18 protein-coding genes are annotated in these 21,379 nt (G+C 26.3%); 3 read left to right on the plus strand and 15 right to left on the minus strand.

Annotation, left to right across the window (positions count from 1 at the left end):
* Positions 1-681, minus strand: a 681-nt coding sequence (locus tag MBFIL_RS00270) for a transposase (protein WP_169805481.1), incomplete at its 3' end; no start/stop codon positions are given.
* 816 nt (positions 682-1,497) lie between these two features.
* On the opposite strand from MBFIL_RS00270, the gene MBFIL_RS00275 reads away from it, so the two are divergent.
* The gene (locus MBFIL_RS00275) at positions 1,498-2,070 is read left to right on the plus strand and encodes a TMEM175 family protein (protein ID WP_066970263.1); all 573 of its coding nucleotides are present in this window, start codon (positions 1,498-1,500) and stop codon (positions 2,068-2,070) included.
* 155 nt (positions 2,071-2,225) lie between these two features.
* Here the strand turns inward: MBFIL_RS00275 and MBFIL_RS00280 are convergent, their stop codons facing one another.
* From MBFIL_RS00280 to cysS, 14 genes are all read right to left on the minus strand, one after another.
* Entirely contained in the window at positions 2,226-2,912 is a 687-nt protein-coding gene (locus tag MBFIL_RS00280) for a diphthine--ammonia ligase (RefSeq protein WP_066970349.1), read from the minus strand.
* Between the two features lies 1 nt (position 2,913).
* Positions 2,914-3,654: a hypothetical protein gene (locus MBFIL_RS00285; RefSeq protein ID WP_157078599.1), complete on the minus strand. Its 741-nt coding sequence runs from the start codon at positions 3,652-3,654 to the stop codon at positions 2,914-2,916.
* Between the two features lie 315 nt (positions 3,655-3,969).
* Positions 3,970-4,422 (minus strand): hypothetical protein, encoded by a 453-nt coding sequence (locus tag MBFIL_RS00290; RefSeq protein ID WP_066970272.1) that lies wholly within the window; start codon positions 4,420-4,422, stop codon positions 3,970-3,972.
* A gap of 10 nt (positions 4,423-4,432) precedes the next feature.
* The gene (locus MBFIL_RS00295; protein WP_066970274.1) at positions 4,433-5,590 is read right to left on the minus strand and encodes an A24 family peptidase; all 1,158 of its coding nucleotides are present in this window, start codon (positions 5,588-5,590) and stop codon (positions 4,433-4,435) included.
* 265 nt (positions 5,591-5,855) lie between these two features.
* Positions 5,856-7,472: a glutamine hydrolyzing CTP synthase gene (gene pyrG, locus MBFIL_RS00300; protein ID WP_066970276.1), complete on the minus strand. Its 1,617-nt coding sequence runs from the start codon at positions 7,470-7,472 to the stop codon at positions 5,856-5,858.
* 432 nt (positions 7,473-7,904) lie between these two features.
* Positions 7,905-9,089 (minus strand): cofactor-independent phosphoglycerate mutase, encoded by a 1,185-nt coding sequence (locus MBFIL_RS00305; RefSeq protein ID WP_066970278.1) that lies wholly within the window; start codon positions 9,087-9,089, stop codon positions 7,905-7,907.
* Positions 9,090-9,214: 125 nt separating this feature from the next.
* Positions 9,215-10,216 (minus strand): homoserine dehydrogenase, encoded by a 1,002-nt coding sequence (locus MBFIL_RS00310; protein ID WP_066970280.1) that lies wholly within the window; start codon positions 10,214-10,216, stop codon positions 9,215-9,217.
* Positions 10,217-10,245: 29 nt separating this feature from the next.
* Positions 10,246-10,731: an amino acid-binding protein gene (locus MBFIL_RS00315; RefSeq protein WP_066970283.1), complete on the minus strand. Its 486-nt coding sequence runs from the start codon at positions 10,729-10,731 to the stop codon at positions 10,246-10,248.
* A gap of 80 nt (positions 10,732-10,811) precedes the next feature.
* Positions 10,812-11,027 carry an Asp-tRNA(Asn) amidotransferase subunit GatC gene (gene gatC, locus MBFIL_RS00320; protein WP_066970286.1) on the minus strand — a complete coding sequence of 72 codons (216 nt, stop codon included), beginning with the start codon at positions 11,025-11,027 and terminating at the stop codon, positions 10,812-10,814.
* 172 nt (positions 11,028-11,199) lie between these two features.
* Positions 11,200-12,579 (minus strand): asparagine synthase-related protein, encoded by a 1,380-nt coding sequence (locus tag MBFIL_RS00325; RefSeq protein WP_066970289.1) that lies wholly within the window; start codon positions 12,577-12,579, stop codon positions 11,200-11,202.
* Between the two features lie 64 nt (positions 12,580-12,643).
* Positions 12,644-13,345, minus strand: a complete 702-nt coding sequence (cysE, locus tag MBFIL_RS00330) for a serine O-acetyltransferase (protein WP_066970292.1) — start codon at positions 13,343-13,345, stop codon at positions 12,644-12,646.
* Positions 13,346-13,783: 438 nt separating this feature from the next.
* A complete protein-coding gene (locus MBFIL_RS00335; RefSeq protein ID WP_066970300.1) occupies positions 13,784-14,194 on the minus strand; it encodes a transcriptional regulator in 411 nt (136 codons plus the stop codon).
* Between the two features lie 413 nt (positions 14,195-14,607).
* Positions 14,608-15,585, minus strand: a complete 978-nt coding sequence (gene cysK, locus MBFIL_RS00340; protein WP_066970303.1) for a cysteine synthase A — start codon at positions 15,583-15,585, stop codon at positions 14,608-14,610.
* 113 nt (positions 15,586-15,698) lie between these two features.
* Complete coding sequence (cysS, locus tag MBFIL_RS00345) at positions 15,699-17,171, minus strand: cysteine--tRNA ligase (protein ID WP_066970306.1); 1,473 nt, start codon at positions 17,169-17,171, stop codon at positions 15,699-15,701.
* A 1,206-nt stretch (positions 17,172-18,377) separates the two neighbouring features.
* Here cysS and MBFIL_RS00350 point away from each other — a divergent pair.
* A complete protein-coding gene (locus tag MBFIL_RS00350) occupies positions 18,378-19,664 on the plus strand; it encodes an O-acetylhomoserine aminocarboxypropyltransferase/cysteine synthase family protein (protein ID WP_066970309.1) in 1,287 nt (428 codons plus the stop codon).
* Positions 19,665-19,885: 221 nt separating this feature from the next.
* Positions 19,886-21,352 (plus strand): homoserine O-acetyltransferase MetX, encoded by a 1,467-nt coding sequence (metX, locus tag MBFIL_RS00355; RefSeq protein ID WP_066970316.1) that lies wholly within the window; start codon positions 19,886-19,888, stop codon positions 21,350-21,352.
* The last annotated feature ends 27 nt before the right edge of the window (positions 21,353-21,379 follow it).

A 21,379-nucleotide genomic window follows, 5' to 3' on the forward strand; every position in this document is an offset into this window, starting at 1 on the left:
TGATGGTTGAATTTTAACATCTTCTTTGTCTTTTTCATTGTTTGTAGTTTCAGATTTATTTTCTTCTTTGTTTTGATCCACAAACTTTTTAGTTTTAGCTTTAAGGGTGAGTTTTTTAATGGCTTCATCTCCTCTTCTATCACCATATTTTTCGTCTTCAAGCTCATCTAATTTCTCTGATTCCTCTAACATTTTATTAGCTGCTTCTACATAGTCTAGAGCAATCGTACTTTGTGATGATGCATTGGCTTTAATTTTTGATCCATCAAAACCAAAATCGTTTAAAGTAGCTATTCCTACTCTTTCAGCTTCACGAACTGTGATAGCTAACATTTCTTCCATTAATTCTTCGTTTTCATTTCTAAAATTAATGAGAGTTCTGTATTTAGGTTTTTTCATCCCTGAAAGATACATGTACACAACATTTTCATGTATCGCCTTTTCAAGTTTACGACCAGACCTTATACCATCAATCTGACCCATAAGAATATTTCTAGCAAGCATTCTCCTAGAATAAGCTTTCTTACCTGGAGTATCAGCATATTTAGAATGCAAATCACCAAAATCATACCGACTAACCAATTCCTCAATAAAAAAACAAATATGATTATCTGGAATAAAGTCCCTCAAATTCAAAGGAAGTAAAAACACCTGACCAATACTATCTTCATGCAAAACCATAAACACCAACTCAACAAAAACTAAAAAACACTAATAATATATTACACCCCATAATATTTAAAACTAAGCATAACTAAAAAGAATCAAAAAATAATTATTGCACAGCCAAGAACATAACAAAAAATTTATTAACACAAGTGTATTTATTTTTATGGATTTGAAAAATCGAACTGATGGATAGTTATTGTTAGTGAGGTTTCAGTCAAAATTTTGCCTCTCGAGAAAATTAGTATTACATTTTATTATAAAATGCATACTACTTATTAGCACATTTTGACCAATAAACATGTTTTTAAGAAAATAACAAGCTTAAAAAACCAACCGTAAACTAAGTTACATAATAATAAGCTAAGGAAGGGCTAAAGCAAGATATTTGACAAATGGTCATGATTTGAATTTATTATGGGGCATGATTTTAATAATAATTCATTTTTCAGGAGTCAAATTTTTAGTACACTCAACCATATTCATCAGTTCAATTTTTCATAACCATTTATTTTTATATTTATTTTTAAACTTCTTACCTATTTTCTAAATAATTCACTATTTCAATTGGATTAAACACATTAAGATGAGAATTGTGAAAATTATTTATTTCCTCAATTTAGTGTATAATTTTATAATACTATTTTTTAATCTAAAAACAAAATATTAAAAAACTATAATAATATAAACATATATAATAAATAACATGAATAAACTTTACATATATGTAAAAATAGAATACTAATATAGTTTATTAATGATTTATTTTAGAAAATGTATTAGAAATTTTATACATAAACTAATTTTAACCTTAAAATTAGGAGTTTAAAAATGGAAAGAAACAGATTAGAATCATTTAGCGATGGAGTATTAGCAATTATTATCACAATTATGGTGCTAGAATTAGGTGTTCCAAAAAGCCCTGATATTTCATCATTGTATCCAATTATACCAATATTCTTAGGATACATTCTTAGTTTCATTTATGTAGGAATATATTGGAATAATCACCACCACCTTTTTCAAACACTACATAAGGTTTCAGGAACTCTTCTATGGGTCAATCTCATTTTACTTTTCTGGCTATCTTTATTACCATTTACTACAGCATGGATGACTGAAAATCATTTCGCCCCATTACCTACCATGTTATATGGCATAGTACTTTTAATGGCATCATCATCCTATTTCATATTAGAAAAACAGATTATCAAAACAGAAGGAAAAAATTCAAAACTTAAACAAGCAGTAGGAAACGACACCAAAGGAAAATTGTCAATAGTAGTTTATCTTATCGCAATTTCTTTTGCATTGATCCACCCTTTAATCTCTCAAATATTGTATCTTATAGTTGCTATATTTTGGATAATTCCTGACCGTAGAATAGAAAGAGTCTTGGATTAACCTTAAGTTATCAATAATTGATGGAAAATAATAATTTAAGAAATCGATTTCGCAAAATAGAAAATTTTGCAAAATCTTATCATATTAAGTTAAATCGATTTTTTATAGATTAAAATGGATTTTGAAAAAATTTTTTATTTTTTCGAAATCAACGTCTAAAAAGATTTTTCTTCTAAAATTGCTTTTTTTATCTCATAAATCCCATTATCAACATCCCACTGTTTTTCACTTTCAACTATTTTTATTCTTTTTTTAAATATTGGTCCATCAATAACAAGTGTTTCAGCTTCTCCACCTTCAAATGCTATGTTTATATGGTGTTTTTTCTCAATAGCTATTAACTCATTAATAGATTCTTTTGTAATGGTTCTTCCAAGCCAGGACTCATCTAATCCTTCAGCAAAAACTCCAGAAATAATAACCTCAAAACCTAAATCAACTATTTCTCTCATGTATTCTTTTGTATTTACATGCCATAATGGAGCTATTGATTTTAGATTATGCTTTTCACACAGTGCATCGATTCTTGATTTTTGATAAGTTGAAAATAATGCTCCACTGTATATTGCTTCAATTCCTTTATCTTTAAGTTGAATTAATGCATTTTCTAAGTCATCTAATTCTTTCTCTTTTTTCCCATCAGTTTTACTTTTTAAAAGAGGAATCTCTAAGGCTTCAGCTATTAAATCATTTATGTGAATATTTGGAACATGAAACATGTATGATTCCTTATTCTCAGAAACCATAGTAAACAGATATTTAACATCATGACCCTTAGCTATTGCACGATATAATGCCATAGTACTATCTTTACCACCAGAAAAAAGGATTGCTACATTCATTTTAATCATTTCTTATTAATTTCAATAAATATTTTCTCAATTTAGACAGTGATTCTAAGAATCCATCTATAAATGATCCAAGCAACCCAATTAGTATTCCTAAGATTCCAAGTGCTACTATAATAACATTCCTATCAGGCATTTCTTTTTTTGTTTTATTAATTGTTTTTTGAACTGGACCATCTACAGAGTTTACAAGAATATCTTCAGAATTTAAATAAGTTAAGGTATCATTAAGATTATCTGCTTTAATAACAGCATCAATATGAATAACTGAATAGTTTGTTTCTACTCCTCCAGTAAACATTAGCCATTCTGTAATATTTGATATCATATTTCTAGATATTACTGCATCTTTAGGTTCAACACTAATTTTTCCAGCAGTTGAGACATTCCAAGACTTATAATTATTACTACTGTTAAAACTGTTTTCAATTATTTTTTTTCTCTCATCAAAAAATGGCGTTGTTGCTAAAATAAAGTCAACATGCTTAATAGATTTGAATCCTTCAAGATTTTTTAGTTCTTGTAGTGTTTTGTTTAAATTGTTTTCATCAGAAAGTTCAATTGTCACAACTTCATTGTCTCCATCAATAATTTGTTGAATTGACCCTGCAATTTGAGGTAAATCATCATAAATTGGAGAAACAAAGTATATTCCTCCAACTATACCAATTATAAAACCAATAACAACTACGGAAACTATACTTTTTTTCCCAATCATGGGCGTTAATAAACCCATTGAAAAAACAAAGATCATTGTGACAATGAATAAAATAATAAAAATACAAGATGTCAATAAATCCATCTATAACCTTCCCTTCTAATTAGTTATCTAAATATATTTACCCAAACTATTTAATGCCATAATCAATAATTTTTAAATACAATAATAATGATTATATGTATTTAATATTAATTACCCACAAATAAATATAACTTATGTAAAAAGGAATATAAAAAGTTTTTTAATGAATTATTAATTAAATTGTATTTAGATATCAAAAAATAAATAGTAATTAACAATATATACCATAATTTAATACAATTTAATGAATTATGAAACTTTATAAATTTGAATTATGTCATCCTCTTCAACCCAATGTACAATAATCTTATTATATCCTTTACTCAGTTCAATTGAACCTTGAAGCTTTGAATATTTAAGTGGGATTTCAATTTGTTTTCTTTGACCATTACTTAAATTTAAACTAAAACTTAATTTGGATTCAACAAGATTAATAGATTTTGAAAAATCAACTACAATATTTTCAGGAAGATCTAAAATCAAAGTTCTTTTAGATCCTTTACCATTCAAATAAACATTATCGATAGCAGTTGCAATTTTAGACACTTCATTTTTTGATTCAATGATGCTAGAAGTATCAATAGCAAAATCAACTGCTAAAGCTCCTATTGGAAGTACAATAAATGTGAATATTAATAATATAATGATAATTATAAGTAAGTATTCTAATGAAAGTTGACCATGGTTATCTTTTTTAAACATATTCTCACCATTAAAAAAATAAGCAATTTTTAAGAATATTAGCTATTAACAAAGAAATATCCCCAATAAACAATCCACTAAGAAGTCCTAAAAATAAAGATGGTGCAAATGGAACTGCAATTTTAATATAAACATGATTTTCAATTAACTGTTCTTTAGATAGTGATTTTAGTAGTAAAAGATCCTTTCCATCTATACCCACTAGTTTTGTTTGAATGTTATAATAAATAATATTAAAATTATCAATCCCTAGCTCATTATTTTGAAAATAATTTTCATTAACTATTAAATTATTACTTCTATTTTTAATTATATTAACTATTTTTTCATCTTTTAAATCTCTTATTTCAATTAACATACCCTCAGTTAAATTATCAATTTTAGTTTTTAAAGTTGATTTCTCCTTAATAAATTGCAAAAATTTCTTTAAAAATGATTTAAGAATATTAGAACCAATGGTTATGAAAATTAAACCAAAAATAATTTTTAATAAAGAGTATGATATATTTCCATTATTGTTTAATCCAATATATAAACTATATATTAAATAAATAGCTATTCCGATGATAAATTGTAAATTAACCTTAAACTTAAAAATATTTTTAATGTTACTAATATTCTTAATATTATTAATGTTAAATTTATTAATACATACAGTACTAATATTAAAATTAGTAATAGTAAATTTATTAGTATTATTATTTGAACAATTATTTTTAAAATGAATTACAATTAAATAAGCTATTAAAAAAGGTAATGAAATGATTATACTATTGAAAAATATTGTTAATGGAAATGGATAAATAGCTATTAATGGAAAATGGAAATTAAATAGATCCATACCTAGTATTAGTGGATTTGAAGGTACTATTAATGCCATAGCTGTTAGCAGCTTAACATCCCCTCCACCCCAAAATCTAAACTTCCACAGTATGTAAGAGAGTATACAAACAATTATAGCAACTACAATCGAATAAATAAAATAATAAAAGTCAGCAGTTGTAATAGCTATTAAAGAATTAAAAATTAAACCAATAGCTATTAAAAAAAAATTTAATTTATTAGGGATGATTCCATATTTAATATCAAATACTGAAGCTATAAATGAACCTATAATTAAGAAAATTATTGAAATTAATAAAATGCTTATTTTAACACTTCCTATCAAATTTTAAAATATAAATTAAAATAATAGAATATAAAATTAATATTTAAATTCTAATAAGATGTTAAACAAAGTATTATTAAAGTTATTCTTAATTTTAAAGATTAAAATAACATCAAACTGAAAACATTTAATATTAAAGCAAAATTAAGATAGAATGAAAAAATAAAATAAAAAATAAAATAAAGTAGAAAATAAAATAGAAAATATTAAAAATAGTATTAAAAATAATAAAATATTATTTACTAAATATCTAATTATGAATAAATTAATTAGATTTAGTATCATAAACTGATTTTACAAATGAAACAAATAATGGATGTGCTCTGTTAGGTCTTGATTTAAATTCTGGATGGAACTGACATCCTAAAAACCATGGATGATTATCTAATTCTACCATTTCAATTAAAAAATCATCTACTGTAGATCCTGAAAGAATAAGACCATTATTAACAAGTTCCTCTTTGAATTTATTGTTAAATTCATATCTATGCCTGTGTCTTTCTTGAATTAGATCTTCATTATATGCATCATAAGCTTTTGTGTTCTTTTTAAGTTTACATTCATAGGAACCAAGACGCATACTTCCACCCATTTGTTTGATTTTCTTTTGTTCTTCCATCATATCAATTACTGGATATTTTAAACCTCTAACAAATTCACTACTATTTGCATCTTTCATTCCAATTCGTCTTGCAAATTGTATAACCATTGAATGCATTCCTAAACAAATCCCAAATATTGGAACTTTATTAACAATCGCATATTCAACTGCTTCAAGCTTTCCTTCAATTCCTCTTTCACCAAATCCTCCAGGAATAAGGATTCCATCTAAATTAGAAAGAATATTTGTATCTAAAACCTCAACATCAGAGTTAATAAATTCTATATTTAATTTAACTCCAATTTCCGCTGCAGCATGTTTTAAAGCTTCCCTAATGCTCATATATGCATCTTCAAGTGAAATATATTTTCCAACTACCCCAATAGTAATTATAGGATCTTCAGTTTTAAGAGATTTAACCATTTCACTCCATTCAGTTAATTTAAATGAATCAACATCAATATCTAACTTTAATCTATCTGCAATGTACTGTTTCACATTTTCCTTTTCCATAACAAGCGGAACTTCATAAATTGAAGAAGCATCAGGAGTGTTGATTACAGCATCATAGGCCACATCACAAAAATGAGCTATTTTACGTTTTAAATCATCATCAATTGGTTCTTGACTTCTACAAACAATCATATCAGGACTAATACCCGTACTTCTAAGTTCTTTAGTACTATGTTGAGTAGGTTTTGTTTTAAACTCACCAGCAGCATTTAAATAAGGAACAAATGTCACATGAACAAACATTAAATTATCATACCCTTCTTCATTTCGTAATTGTCTTAATGCTTCTAAAAATGGTTGACTTTCAATATCCCCTACTGTTCCCCCAAGTTCAACTAAAACAACATCATAATCTTCATTTTCAGATGTTTTACGAATCATTCGTTTAATTTCATCAGTTATATGAGGAATAATCTGTACACATGCACCTAAAAAATCCCCATTTCGTTCTTTATTAATAACAGATTGATATACTTTACCCGTTGTGATGTTAGCTGTTCCTGGAAGCTCCACATCTAAAAATCGTTCATAATGTCCTAAATCAAGGTCTGTTTCCATTCCATCATATGTAACAAAAACTTCTCCATGTTGATAAGGATTTAACGTTCCAGAATCCCAATTTAAGTAAGGATCTATCTTAACAGCCCCTACTTTTAATCCATGTGACCGTAAAATCCTACCTATTGAAGCTGAAGTAATTCCTTTACCAATTGAGCTTACAACACCGCCAGTTATAATAATATATTTTGTCAGATAAATCAACTCCATATACACTTTTTATAAAGTTGTGATAATAATTTTTAATTAATGAATAATCTCATGATCTAAATAGTATAATAATAAAGAATAATATTTAAATTTTTAATTAATGAATAATCTCATGATCTAAATAGTATAATAATAAAGAATAATATTTAATATAATAATAACATTTAATATATACTATTATTATTTGATAAATTTTAAATTATTTAATATCTTACTAAAATTAATAAAATAATAGAAATATAAACTAAATAGTATTTTAGTTAAATACATTTATTGCTTTGTCTTACTTTATATATAATCTATAAGCATAATCAAGGGAAATTTACATGAATTAATTTTAAGATATAATTAATATCCCATATATACATGATTTTAGTTTAACGTTTAATTATTTATAAATTAAAATTAAAAATCATGTGAAATTATTTAAAATCATTTACTTAATAAACGATTAATTAGATTATACCCATAATCCAAACCTAAAGAGCCATTTTTAGCTGTAAATTCGTTGTACTCCTTAACAAGATCAGGAATTCCATTAGTTGAATAAATAGCTAAAGGAACAGGATCTCTTGTATGTGTTCTAACATCAATTGGTGTTGGATGATCTGGCAAAATAGCTATTTTATAATCATTATATTGAGGTATTTTATCTAAAACTTTACCTAAGACATATTTATCTATTCTTTCAATAGCCTTGATTTTTTCCTCAATATTTCCTTCATGTCCCGCTTCATCTGGAGCTTCAACATGAATAAAAACAATATCATTCTCATCTAGTGCTTTTGCACCATATTTTCCTTTTTCAGAATAATTAGTATCAAAATATCCAGTAGCTCCAGGAACATCAATGTTAGTAAGACCTGTGAAAACTCCAAGACCCTTAAGTAAATCCACACCAGTTATGGTCGCACCTTTTAATCCATAAACATCCTTAAACAATGGCATTTTTGGTTTTAAACCTTGTCCCCATAACCAAACCATGTTAGCTATTTTTTTACCTTCAGATGCTCTTTTTCTATTAATTGGATGATCTTCAAGAATTTCTTTTGATTCCAACATAATATTTCGGATAACTCTTCCATCATCAACCCAATCAACATAATTCTCAATCTTTTTTCCAACAATATCATGAGGAGGCATGGTTTTTAAATTATCTAATTCAGGATTATTTATAACAAAAAGATGCCTGTAGCTAACTCCACAGTAAAAAGTTCCTTCTTCAAAGAAATGTTTATTCAAATCATCAATTAGTACTTTAGCTTCTTCAGTTGTGATATGCCCCCCATTAAAATCTACTAAAACATCCCCAACTTCATTTATTAAATTACATCTAAATATTATATCCCCAGGTAAAGTTTCAATACCAATACTTCCAGATTCTATTGGTCCTCTTCCTGAATAATATTTCTTTGGATCATAACCAAAGATACTCATATTAGCTACATCTGAACCAGGCTCAAAATTTTCTGGGACATTTTGAACTTGACCAACACAACCTTTCAAAGTTAATTCATCAATATTAGGTATGTCTGAAACCTGTAGTGGAGTTTTATTATTTAATTCCTTTAAAGGATAATCAGACATCCCATCCCCAATTAAAACAACATATTTCATTATTAAATTCCCAAATATAAGATTTCTTAAAATTTATTTATAAATAAATTCACTATTTATAAATACGAAACAAATTTTTAAAAAAAGTTTGATCAAAAGTTATTTCATGAAAAAAACATGAAAAATTATTTATAAATGTTAATAATGTCCGTTAACATTGCAGAAGCTGTTTCAAGAGATCCTGCACCTTTACCAATAACTGTTACTTCATCAGCAAGGTCTGTTTTTAAAGTTGCCATATTTAAAGTTCCATCAACAGCATAAGGACTATTCTTCTTAACAAGTCTTGGTGAAACTTCCAATGCATTTTTAGAAACTTCGGCTATTAATTTAATTAAATAACCTTCTTTTAATGCAAGTTCAATAGATTCAGAAGTAATTTTCGAAATACCCTCTACATAAACATCTTTATAAGTACATGGAATTCCAAGAATAATATTAGCCAATATAACAGTTTTACAAGCAGCATCAATACCTTCAACATCTTGTGTAGGATCAGTTTCAGCTATTCCCAATTGTTGAGATTCCTCTAATGTATTTTCATAAGATGAACCTTCAGAAGTCATTCTTGAAAGAATATAATTAGTTGTTCCATTTAATATTCCAATAATTGATTCAATATCCGTACTAGATAATGTTTCTTCTGCAAAATTAATAATAGGCATTGCTCCACCAACAGAAGCTTCAAATTTAAACTGAACATTATTTTTTTGTGACTCATCCATTAATTCTTTAAAAAATAAAGCAAGATGTCCTTTATTAGAGGTTACTACATTTTTTTTATCATTAAAAGCTTTAATAGTTAGAGATTTAGCTGGTTCTCCAGTTTCAATATTTGTAGGAGTTGCTTCAACTAAACAATCATATTCAACATTATCTAAAACATCCATATCTTTAATATCAGTCCCATACACAGGATAATTAGATACTTTTCCAGTTTTTGATTTAATTTCAAGAAGTGATTTTAGATCTAAACCTTCTTTTGAAATAGCTGAACCTGATGAGTCTGCAACTGCAACAATATTCAATTCAAAACCATAATTTTCTTTTATAAAATCATTCTTAAGAAGTATTGCTTCAGCTACACCTTTACCTACAGCACCAAAGCCCATTAAACAAATATCCATTTTATCAACCTATTATTTTAATTTAATGTTCACACTTCACTTACAACTAAAAAGTTCTTCTCAAGAGCAATTTCTTGAATTTTATTTAAAACTTTCTTTTTCATCCCAAAGTCAGATTCAACAACTAATTTAGCAGATGATTCTAATTCTCCAGCTAATTTAACCTCAAAATCAACAATAGAAACTCCTGTCAAACCATTAATTTTATCCATAGTATCTTTAACATTAGTGTCTATAACATGACCTATTAGTATAGTAGTTAATTTTTCCCTAAGAATTACTCCATCAACCTCAAGTATAGTAATTTGCATTTCATTTAATTTACTAATAACTGCATTAAGGTTGTTTTGTTCACCTTCTAAAGTTATTTGAACTGGAATCAAACCTCTTTCATTCTTATCTTCCCTTTTATGTATAACAGTTACTAAATTTGTTCCTAAACTACTTATAGGAGATAATACTGAAACCAATTGCCCTGGAATGTCTTGAAGTTCTAAAACTAAATTCATTTTCATATGATTCTCCTAAAAAATACTAAACATGATTAATCTATAAGCTAATTCAATGTAGCTTAATAAATTTAATTAATATAAATTTAATTAATCCATTTAGCTTTTTTAACTATAATATTTCCGTCCTTATCAGATTTAGCATTTCTCATGATTTTTTCAGGATTCTTATCCATAGCTTTATCTTCTCGAGATAAATTTACATTATCAACTATATAATGTGTTTCTTCAAGACTTGGAATACTTTCTAATGTTTTTGAAAATTCTTTAAGGATTTTTTCAGCATCTTTCTCAATTTTCATTACATATCTCCAAATAATATTTTATTAAAAATAATTAAATTTATAAAACTTTATTAATTTGAAATTTAAATATGAAAAAATTTAAAGTATAAATTAACTTTATATTTCATACTATTTATTATTTTTTGTAAACAAATATGCAACAATTTAAATTAATATAAAACAATACAAGTCAATTTAACTGATTTTTCTTAAAATCATCTAAAAACCTTTTCCAGTTAAATATAGGAATAATTTTCTTTGATAATAATTTATGAATACCTGAACCATATTGAGCAGCTTTTTTAGGACGATATACAACATATTCAGGAATATCTAAATCAATAGCTATTTCTCTTAAAATATGCTTTCTTAAGTTATCATCTGATGATTTAACCTTATATTCTCCAGGAACATTTAATGCAAATTCAATGAAATTCTTATCTAAAAATGGTGATCTTAATTGAACATTATTATTAGTTGCAATAGCTACATCCCTTTCAAGATTCACATGATGCATGTTTTCAATATCAAAACGTATTGCTTTGGATAAATTATCATAACCTTCCTTAAAAATCTCTAAGTTCCTATGGTATCCTCCAAACAATTCATCAGCACCTTGACCTGTTAAAACAACATGGACGCCATCATTTTGAGCTAACTTTGTAGCAAAATGAATAGCTAAGCCTACACCAATTTTAACAATATTAGCTTTTTCCATAGTAATTAAAACATCTTCCAAATCATTTTTAATAGCTATTTCATCAATTATTTGATATTTTAAATCTAAATTTAAATCGTTAGCTACTTTTTTAGAAAATTCTAAGTCTTGAGAATTTTTTGTGCCTATTGTGTATAATGTAAGTTTAAAATCATGGATATTAGATAAGTTTTTTAATATTTTAGCTATTATAGTACTATCAACACCACCAGAAAATATTAAACCAACATGTTTAACACCTTCAATTCTTCTTAAAACTCCATCAAATAATAATTTTTTAAGATTTTCTTTATAAAAATTATTATTAGTATTATTAATATTATCAATATAATTATTAGTATTATCAATATTATTTAAAACATTTTCATCTGTGAAATTCCAAATAGGATTTTCAATAGGCATAATTTTTCCATTATAAAAAATTGTTCCAGGTTTAAGAGTTTCCTCCTCAATTCCAAGCTTCCAAATGTCTTTTCTATTTTGAGAAAATATATATTCTTTAACCCCATTTTCATCATTAACTAAACCATAAAACAAGATGATTGAACCAAGATAATCTCTAGAAATAGCTAAATTTTCACCATCAGTTACAGAAAATGCAAAATCACCATTAAGAAGACTTATAACATTTTCAATAGCTATTAAAAAATTATTGAATCTTTCTTGGAAATAATCAATTAATTTAAGTAGAAGTTCACCCTTTAAATAATAATCATAAGGAGAATTTTCATTCAAAATATCATTAAGTTCTTTATGATTATATATTTCACCAATGAATGATAATTTAAGATTTTTAAATTCAATTGGATTTATTCCTAAAAAATTATCTTTAAAAAAAGTTATATTACTCATACTAATCTTTTAATTAAATAATAAAATATAATGATAAGTTATATTCTAAATTATATTTTATCTGTTACTTAATGTAATCTTCAATTGTTATGTTATCTTTATTACTGTTTAATTTATTATTATTCTTTTTTAAAATAGCTATTTCTTTTTCTAATTTTTCTTGCTTTTCACGAATCGATTTTATAGCTTCACTAACTGGATCTGGAAGATCTTGGTGTTCTTGATCAAGTATGCATTTTCTACTATCATATTTACTACGATGTACATTACGTCCTGGTACACCAACCACTGTGTCTCCAGAAGGAACATCTTCAAGTACTACTGCACCTGCACCTACTTTTGAACCTTTTCCAAGGACGACATTACCAATTACTGATGCTCCAGCTCCGATAACAACACCATCTTCAACTGTAGGATGTCTTTTCTCTTTAATTAAACTTGTTCCCCCTAGAACGACCCCTTGATATATTAAAACATCATTACCAATAATAGCTGTTTCCCCAACAACAACACCCATACCATGGTCAATAAAAACTCTTTTACCCACCTTAACTGCAGGATGAATCTCAACACCTGTGAAAAACCTATTTATTGTTGCTAGTAACCTTGATAAAAAGAAATAATTATGATTCCATAATTTATAAGAAATTAAGTGAAGCCATATTGCATGCAATCCAGAATAACAGAAAATTATCTCTGCAGTACTTCTAGATGCAGGATCCCTTAATCGAACCATCGTAATATCTTCTTTAATTCTTTCAAACATGATACTCAGTAAATTATTAGTTAGTACACGGATCTCACAAAATAAAAAATTTTCAAAATCATTTTAAGATGTGAAAAATCATCTAATGCATATTATGAGATTTTACAAAATTTCTATTTTGCGAAATCAGCACCAATATTATAATATTTAAATTTGTGATTAAGCTTTATAAATATATTAATAATGTTTCAATTAATATCCATTAATTAATAATATATTTGTTTTTATTTATATAAATACACTATGTTAAATAATCAAAAAAGAAAATGTTCCAGCAAATTTTTAAAAAAAGTTTGATCAATCTATTCTTAAAGAATAAGTATTATAATCATAAATGGTTTTAATACGAATTTAGTGAACAAAGTTATGAATATAAATTAAAAATAGAATAATGTAAAAAAATGAAAAATAAGTAAAAAGATAGAAAAAGATAGCTATTTATATAGAATAATTAAATGCATGTGGACAGTAAGAATCATTTTGCATATTATCACAATTATGACACCCATCAGAAGATCCACCTTTTTCCCTATGCAACATACATAAAATATCCTCTGCCCTTGTTTTTTTACATATTTCACACACATTGGATATTATATCTTTATCAGTAGCAATTCCTTCTTTAAGTTGAAAAGCTAATTCTTTAATCTTTTTATGAATTTCATCACTAAGTTCTACTTCACGTCCACCACGTTTATCACTTAAATATTGTGAAACCGCAGGTTGAGTTATGTCTAGCAACTCAGATATTTGTCTTTGCTTCATTCCTAAAGCAAAAAGTTCTTTTGCAAGTAATGACCTAACTGTAGGTATTACATACCATACAACTATTTCACAAGGTTGTTTCAGTATTACACCTCCATTTAAATTAGTTATTTTGGATAAATAGTAATAATATTTAAATTATATATAATAATATAAACATAATTATATAAATATTGTTCTATTTAATTGAAACAATATAACTATAGTTATATAACTATATTTATATTTAATTAAATGATATAAATAGATTATGATTTAGAAATTAAAAACAAGCATAATATTAATAAAATTATTTATATGTCTAAAATCTTTTTTAGGATAACTTTTATTTCGTGCTGGAAATTTAGAGAAATCTTTAATTTCTCGTCTTTAAAGTTTGATTCCTATATTAAAATAAGTTAAAATAATCAAAAATAGATATAATAAGTTATTTAATAAAATTAATAACTAAATAATGAAAATTAATTAATAAAAATAGTTATTAATTAATAAAATAATTAAAATACATTTGGATAAGCTTTGTATATCTCTTCAAAGACCCAATCCATGGATAAATATCTTTCACCAGTATCAGGTAAAATAGCTACTATTCTTTTACCTTTGTTTTCTTCTAATTTAGCTAATTCTAAAGCTGCAAATGTTGCTGCCCCTGAAGATATACCTGCTAAAATTCCTTCAGATTTAGCTAATTTTATCATGGTTTTAGCTGCATCCTCATCAACAACTTTAATAATTTCATCTACAACATCATTATCGTATATATCTGGAACAAATCCTGCACCGATTCCTTGAATCTTGTGAGGTCCTGGGCTTTCTCCAGATAAAACAGGAGACGCTGCTGGTTCAACAGCAATAGCCTTTAAATCAGGATTTTTTTCTTTAAGAGCTTTTGCAATACCTGTAATTGTACCTCCAGTTCCAACTCCTGCAACAATAATATCAACTTTTCCATCAGTATCATTGAAAATTTCTTGAGCTGTTGTCTCATAATGTGTTTGGACATTAACAGGGTTAGAAAACTGACTAACTGAAAATGAATTCTCAGTTTCTTCAAGCAATTCATTAGCTTTAGCTATTGCTCCACCCATACCTTTTGCACCAGAAGTTAAGATAATTTCAGCACCAAAAATAGCTAAAAGTTTTTTCCTCTCGGCTGACATAGTTTCTGGCATAGTAAGGATTAATCTATATCCACGTGAAGCTGCAACAAAAGCAAGTCCAATTCCAGTGTTTCCACTAGTTGGTTCAATTAAAACAGTGTTTTTATTGATAAGTCCTTCTTTTTCAGCATTATTAATCATTCCAACAGATATTCTATCTTTAACGCTGCTAAGAGGATTGAAAGACTCAAGTTTAGCAATTACTTCAGCATTTAAATCATTTTCAATTTTATTAAGTTTAACTAGAGGAGTTCTACCTACCAATTCAGTTATATCGTTAGCAATTCCATTACTCATTTTATCACCTATAATTATATTATATTTGTTATTAGATAATCTATAATTACTAAATATATATTATATTTAATAAATTATAAATAAGTTTAAATTTTTTAATAAGTTTAAATTAAAATAATTATTTTGAAATATTAGTTATCTTCAATATTAATGTTTAATTCATTAAGTTTATCTCGTATGTAATCAGAAAGTTCATAATTTTTTTCATTTCTTAATTTTTCCCTAACATCCAAAAGTAAATCCAAAACATCTGAACTTATATCAGGTATTTCTTCTTTTTCAAAAAGATTTAATTTAAAAATCCTTTCAAATGCATCAAAAAATTCCAATGATTTAATAACAAATTCATAAGGAATCTTAAGGTTTTCAATAACTATATCATTAGTATTATCTAAGATTTTTTTTTCTTGATTTATAAAGCCATTAATCATTTTAGTGAAATTTAAAATAATAGATAATGCTTTTGGAGTATTAAAATCATCATCCATACTTTCAAAGAATGAATTTTCCATCTCAACTAATTTATTTAATATTTCAACATTCAAATTATTATCATCACTACTACCATTATTACAATCATTATCTAAAGAATCATACGCATATTTAGCTATTAAATATTCCCTAAATTCGATTAAGGAATTAACAGTAGTTTTTAATCGTTGTAAATTTTTTGAAGCTTGATGTAAAGATTTTTCAGAAAAATCAATTGGACTTCTATAGTGAGTAGATAGAACAAATAATCTAAATGCCATTGGATCCCAGTTTTCCAATAATTCTCTTATAGTTATAAAGTTACCAAGAGATTTGGACATTTTGACACCATCAACATTTAAAAAACCAGTGTGCATCCAATATTTAACCATTGGCATTTTTCCAGATATTGCTTCCATTTGAGCGATTTCGGCTTCATGATGAGGAAAAATTAAATCTAAACCTCCACCGTGAATATCATACTGAGATCCAAAATAATATTCAGTTATTGCAGTATCCTCAATATGCCAACCTGGTCTACCATTTCCCCATTTAGATTTAAAATAAGGCTCTTCTTCAGTTTTTTTCCATAATGCGAAATCTTTAGGATCTCTTTTATTATCATTCACATCTATTCGATGAGAATCCAACATTTCAAGATTTTGATTAGATAATTTTCCAAAATCAGGAAATTTTAAAACATCAAAATAGATCCCATCATCAATTTCATAAGCGAACCCTTTATCCATCAATTCATCAATCTGATTAAATATCTCTTTTAAATGTTCAGTAGCCCTTGGATAAAGATTAACGGAATTAGCATTTAATTTTTCCATGTCTTCCCTGAATCTTTTTTCATAAACTCCAGATAAATCATTAAAAGGGATGTTTCTCTCTTTAGCTCGATTTATAATTTTATCATCAATATCTGTGATGTTTTCCATGTAAAATACTGAATATCCTGTATATTCTAAATATCTTTTAATTAAATCAAAAGAAATATAAGTACGTCCATGCCCTATATGTGCATCATCATAAACGGTTGGTCCACAAACAAAGAGATTGATCTTACTATCATTTTCACTATTAAATAATTCCTTATCTCTTTTTAAAGTATTATATATCTCTAACATCTTAATGCACTCAATTATTAATTTTATAATTTATATGTCTTAATAATAAAATAATGTTTATAATAACCTATTAATATTCATTAAACAACCATTATTAATTTACAATCTATAATAATAGTATTAATTAAATTATCCAGAATTGTATTATTAATGATAATACAACATTAGATTTATAGTATCATTATTAAAATTTATAACTATTAGTACATATAATTTGTTAATTTAATAAGTGAGCATAATCACAACACAACAACTGCAAGATAAAAAACTTAACAATTGTTATATTTCTTTATTTATTGACTCAGTATATAAATGTTATTACAATTATTATATATAATCCACAAGTTAAAGAAGAATGAAAGAATTTACATTTGATCTATGAAAGAGTTCCATTTATAGCAATACATTGTTAAATTAGACTAATTTTTAAAATTCACTGGTTTAATTTAATTAAATAATAATTAAACTATAATATGAAAGATAAAATATAAATATTAATAATTAAAACAATAAATTCAACAATTGAATATATGAAATCACGATTAAAAATCATCATTCTCTGGAAAAATTTATTATTTAGTTGAATAAAATCTTTTAATACATTTTAAACTTTTGATCATGAGCAATACAATAAATAAAAGCAATGTTAATATCCAATACAAAATTTAATTATTTTTTAAGAAAATAAATTTTTAAGATAAACTTTATATAATATTAAAATATAACAATAGTTATATTTGGATTTATGTTTAAAAAATCTAATTGTAATTATAAGATTTAATAATTAAAGATTTAATAATAGTTATAAAAAATAATAGTTATAAAGTCTATTATAATTAAAGACTTAATTAAGTAAAATATTATAGTTAAGATTTAAAATAATAAATCAAATAGATTAAAATTGTTTACGAGATAAATTACTATTAAATTTATAATTATAAGATTATTAATAATTAATTACACTAGTAAGTTTAATTACTACCATATTAATTTAAAAAAATAATTACTAATAATTCTAAAATGAAAATTATCTAAAATTATAAGTTAATTAATCATTCTAATCAATATTAATTCTAAAGAAATTAATTATAAATAAAATTCAAATATGCAATACATAATTATACAAAAATAAAAGTAATAAAATAAAAGTAATAAAATAAAAGTAATAAATTAAAATCAATATTATAAAGGAGAAATTATACATGAGTGAAGAAAAAAAAATATGGAAATAGAACTTTAGAGTTACATGCTGGTCAAGAAGAAGCAGATCCTGCCACAGGATCTAGAGCAGTGCCAATATATCAAACAACATCCTATGTATTTGATGATACCGAAACTGCAGCAAATCTGTTTGCACTTAAAGAATTTGGAAACATCTATACGAGGTTAACAAATCCTACAAATGATGTATTTGAAAAGAGGATTGCAGCTATTGAAGGAGGAGTTGCAGGATTATCCTTTTCATCAGGAGCAGCATCTATTACAACATCTATTTTAAATTTATCTAGTGTTGGAGATAACATTGTCTCTGGAGACAATTTATATGGTGGAACTTACTCATTGTTTAATAATACATTTCCAAATTTTGGAAGAACTGTTAAATTTGTTGATTCTCAAGATTTAGATGGATATCAAGAAGCTATTGACTCCAAAACAAAGGCACTATATGCTGAATCATTAGGAAATCCTAAGTTAGATGTTCCAGACTTCGAAGAATTATCTAAAATAGCTCATGACAATGACATACCATTAATAGTAGATAATACATCTGCAGTTGGACTTGTTAAACCAATAGAACATGGAGCAGATATTATTGTTGATTCTGCTACTAAATTCATTGGAGGACATGGTACAAGTATTGGAGGAGTTATTGTAGATGCTGGTAATTTTGACTGGGCAAATGGAAAATTCCCAGAATTCACTACTCCAGACCCTGCATACAATGGTTTAGTATACACTGAAAGTTTTGGAAACTTAGCATACATAATCAGAGCAAGAGGAAACTTCTTAAGAGATGTTGGACCAAGTCTCAGTCCATTTAACGCATTTTTATTACTACAAGGAGCTGAAACATTATCATTACGTGTTAAACAGCACAGTGAAAATGCTCTTGAAGTAGCTAAATTCTTAAAAAATCATGAAGCAGTAACTTGGGTAAATTATCCAGGACTTGAAGATGATCCTGCACATGAAGGCGCTAAAAAGTACTTGAAAGGAGGATTTGGTGCTTTAGTAGGATTTGGTATTAAAGGTGGAGTAGACGAAGGTAAAAAGTTCATTGAAAATGCAGAATTATTATCTCACCTTGCAAACATTGGAGATTCTAAATCATTAGTTATACATCCAGCTTCAACCACTCACTCACAATTAACTGAAGAACAACAAGCAACTACTGGAGTGACCCCTGACTTTATTAGATTATCTGTTGGAATTGAAGATGTAGAAGATATTATAGCAGACATCGACCAAGCATTAAATAAAGCAATAAATTAAATATCAAACAATAGAATTTAATAGTAATAAATATATTAATAGATATTAATTAAATTAGATGAATTAATAAGTAAATTAGATGAAAAAATATTACACTTAATAAGTAAAATTATAGTGCAAAATATTATATTTAATTAAGTAAAATATTACAGTTTAATAAAATATTATACTTATTAACAAATTACTATAAATTCTATATAATTGTTTGATGTGGGATTAATATGAAAAAGGAATCAGTTGGTACAGTAGAAACAGAATATTTAGACATTACAAGTGAACTGAAATTAGAATCTGGGAAAACTCTCAAAAATGTTACTATAGCATATGAGACTTATGGGACACTTAATAAGAACAAGGACAATGGAATATTAATATGTCATGCATTATCTGGAGATGCTCATGCAGCTGGCTGGCATGAAGGAGATACTAAACCTGGGTGGTGGGAAATCATAATAGGTCCAGGTAAATCATTAGACACCGAAAAATACTTTATAATATCATCTAATGTTATTGGAGGATGTAAGGGATCAACTGGACCATCCTCAATAAATCCTGACACTGGTGAAGAATATGGGCTTGATTTTCCAGTAGTGACCATTAAAGACATGACAAAAGCACAAAATGAACTTGTTAAACATTTTGGAATAAAACAGTTATTTGCAGTTATTGGAGGTTCTATGGGAGGAATGCAAGTATTACAATGGACAGTCAGCTATCCAGAAATGGTGAAAAAAGCAATCCCCATAGCTACAACTGCACGATCAAGCCCACAACAAATAGCTTTCAACGAAGTTGGAAGACAAGCCATTGTTAGCGATCCTGCATGGAACAAAGGAGATTATTACTCTAAAAACTTCCCAGAAAATGGATTATCTTTAGCAAGAATGATTGCCCACATTACTTATTTAAGTGATGAGTCAATGTACGAAAAGTTCGGTAGAAACTTACAAAATAAAGACAAAATCAGTTATGACTTTGAACTTGATTTCCAAGTGGAAAGCTACCTTCATTATCAAGGAAAATCATTTGTTAAACGCTTTGATGCTAACTCTTACCTTTACATAACAAAAGCTATTGATTATTTTGATTTATCAATTAATGGTTCCTTAATTCAAGGACTAAAAAATGTTAAATCAAAAATTAATATAATAGCTATTGATTCCGATTGGTTATACCCTACATCACAGTCAAAAGAAATATTAACAGCATTAAATGCCAATGAAGTTGATGTTAAATATCATGAACTTCAATCTAGCTATGGACACGATGCATTTCTCTTAGAACATGGTCAATTAAATTATATAATAGCTAAGTTCCTTCAAGATATTCAAGTTGAAGATATTTTATCTGAAAACATATCCACATTAAGTAAAGATGCTAAAATAGAAGATGTAGCTATTTTAATGATGGACGAATACATTACACATGTACCCATTGTAACAGAAGATAATATACTAGTTGGAATAGTTACTGCATGGGATTTATCTAAGTCAATAGCTACAAGTTGTGATAACCTTGAAGCTATTATGACCCGTAATGTTAAAACTTGTAAATCAACAGATAGTATTGAAACAATAGCTAGAAAAATGAAAAAATACGATATTTCATGTTTACCTGTAGTTGATGATAACTCAAAACTTGAAGGATTAGTAACAACAGATCAAATCAGCCATTTAATGACTAACTAAATAAACTTATTTTTAATTTTTAATTTA

Origin of the sequence: Methanobrevibacter filiformis (genome assembly GCF_001639265.1) — an archaeon.
GTDB classification, from domain to species: domain Archaea; phylum Methanobacteriota; class Methanobacteria; order Methanobacteriales; family Methanobacteriaceae; genus Methanacia; species Methanacia filiformis.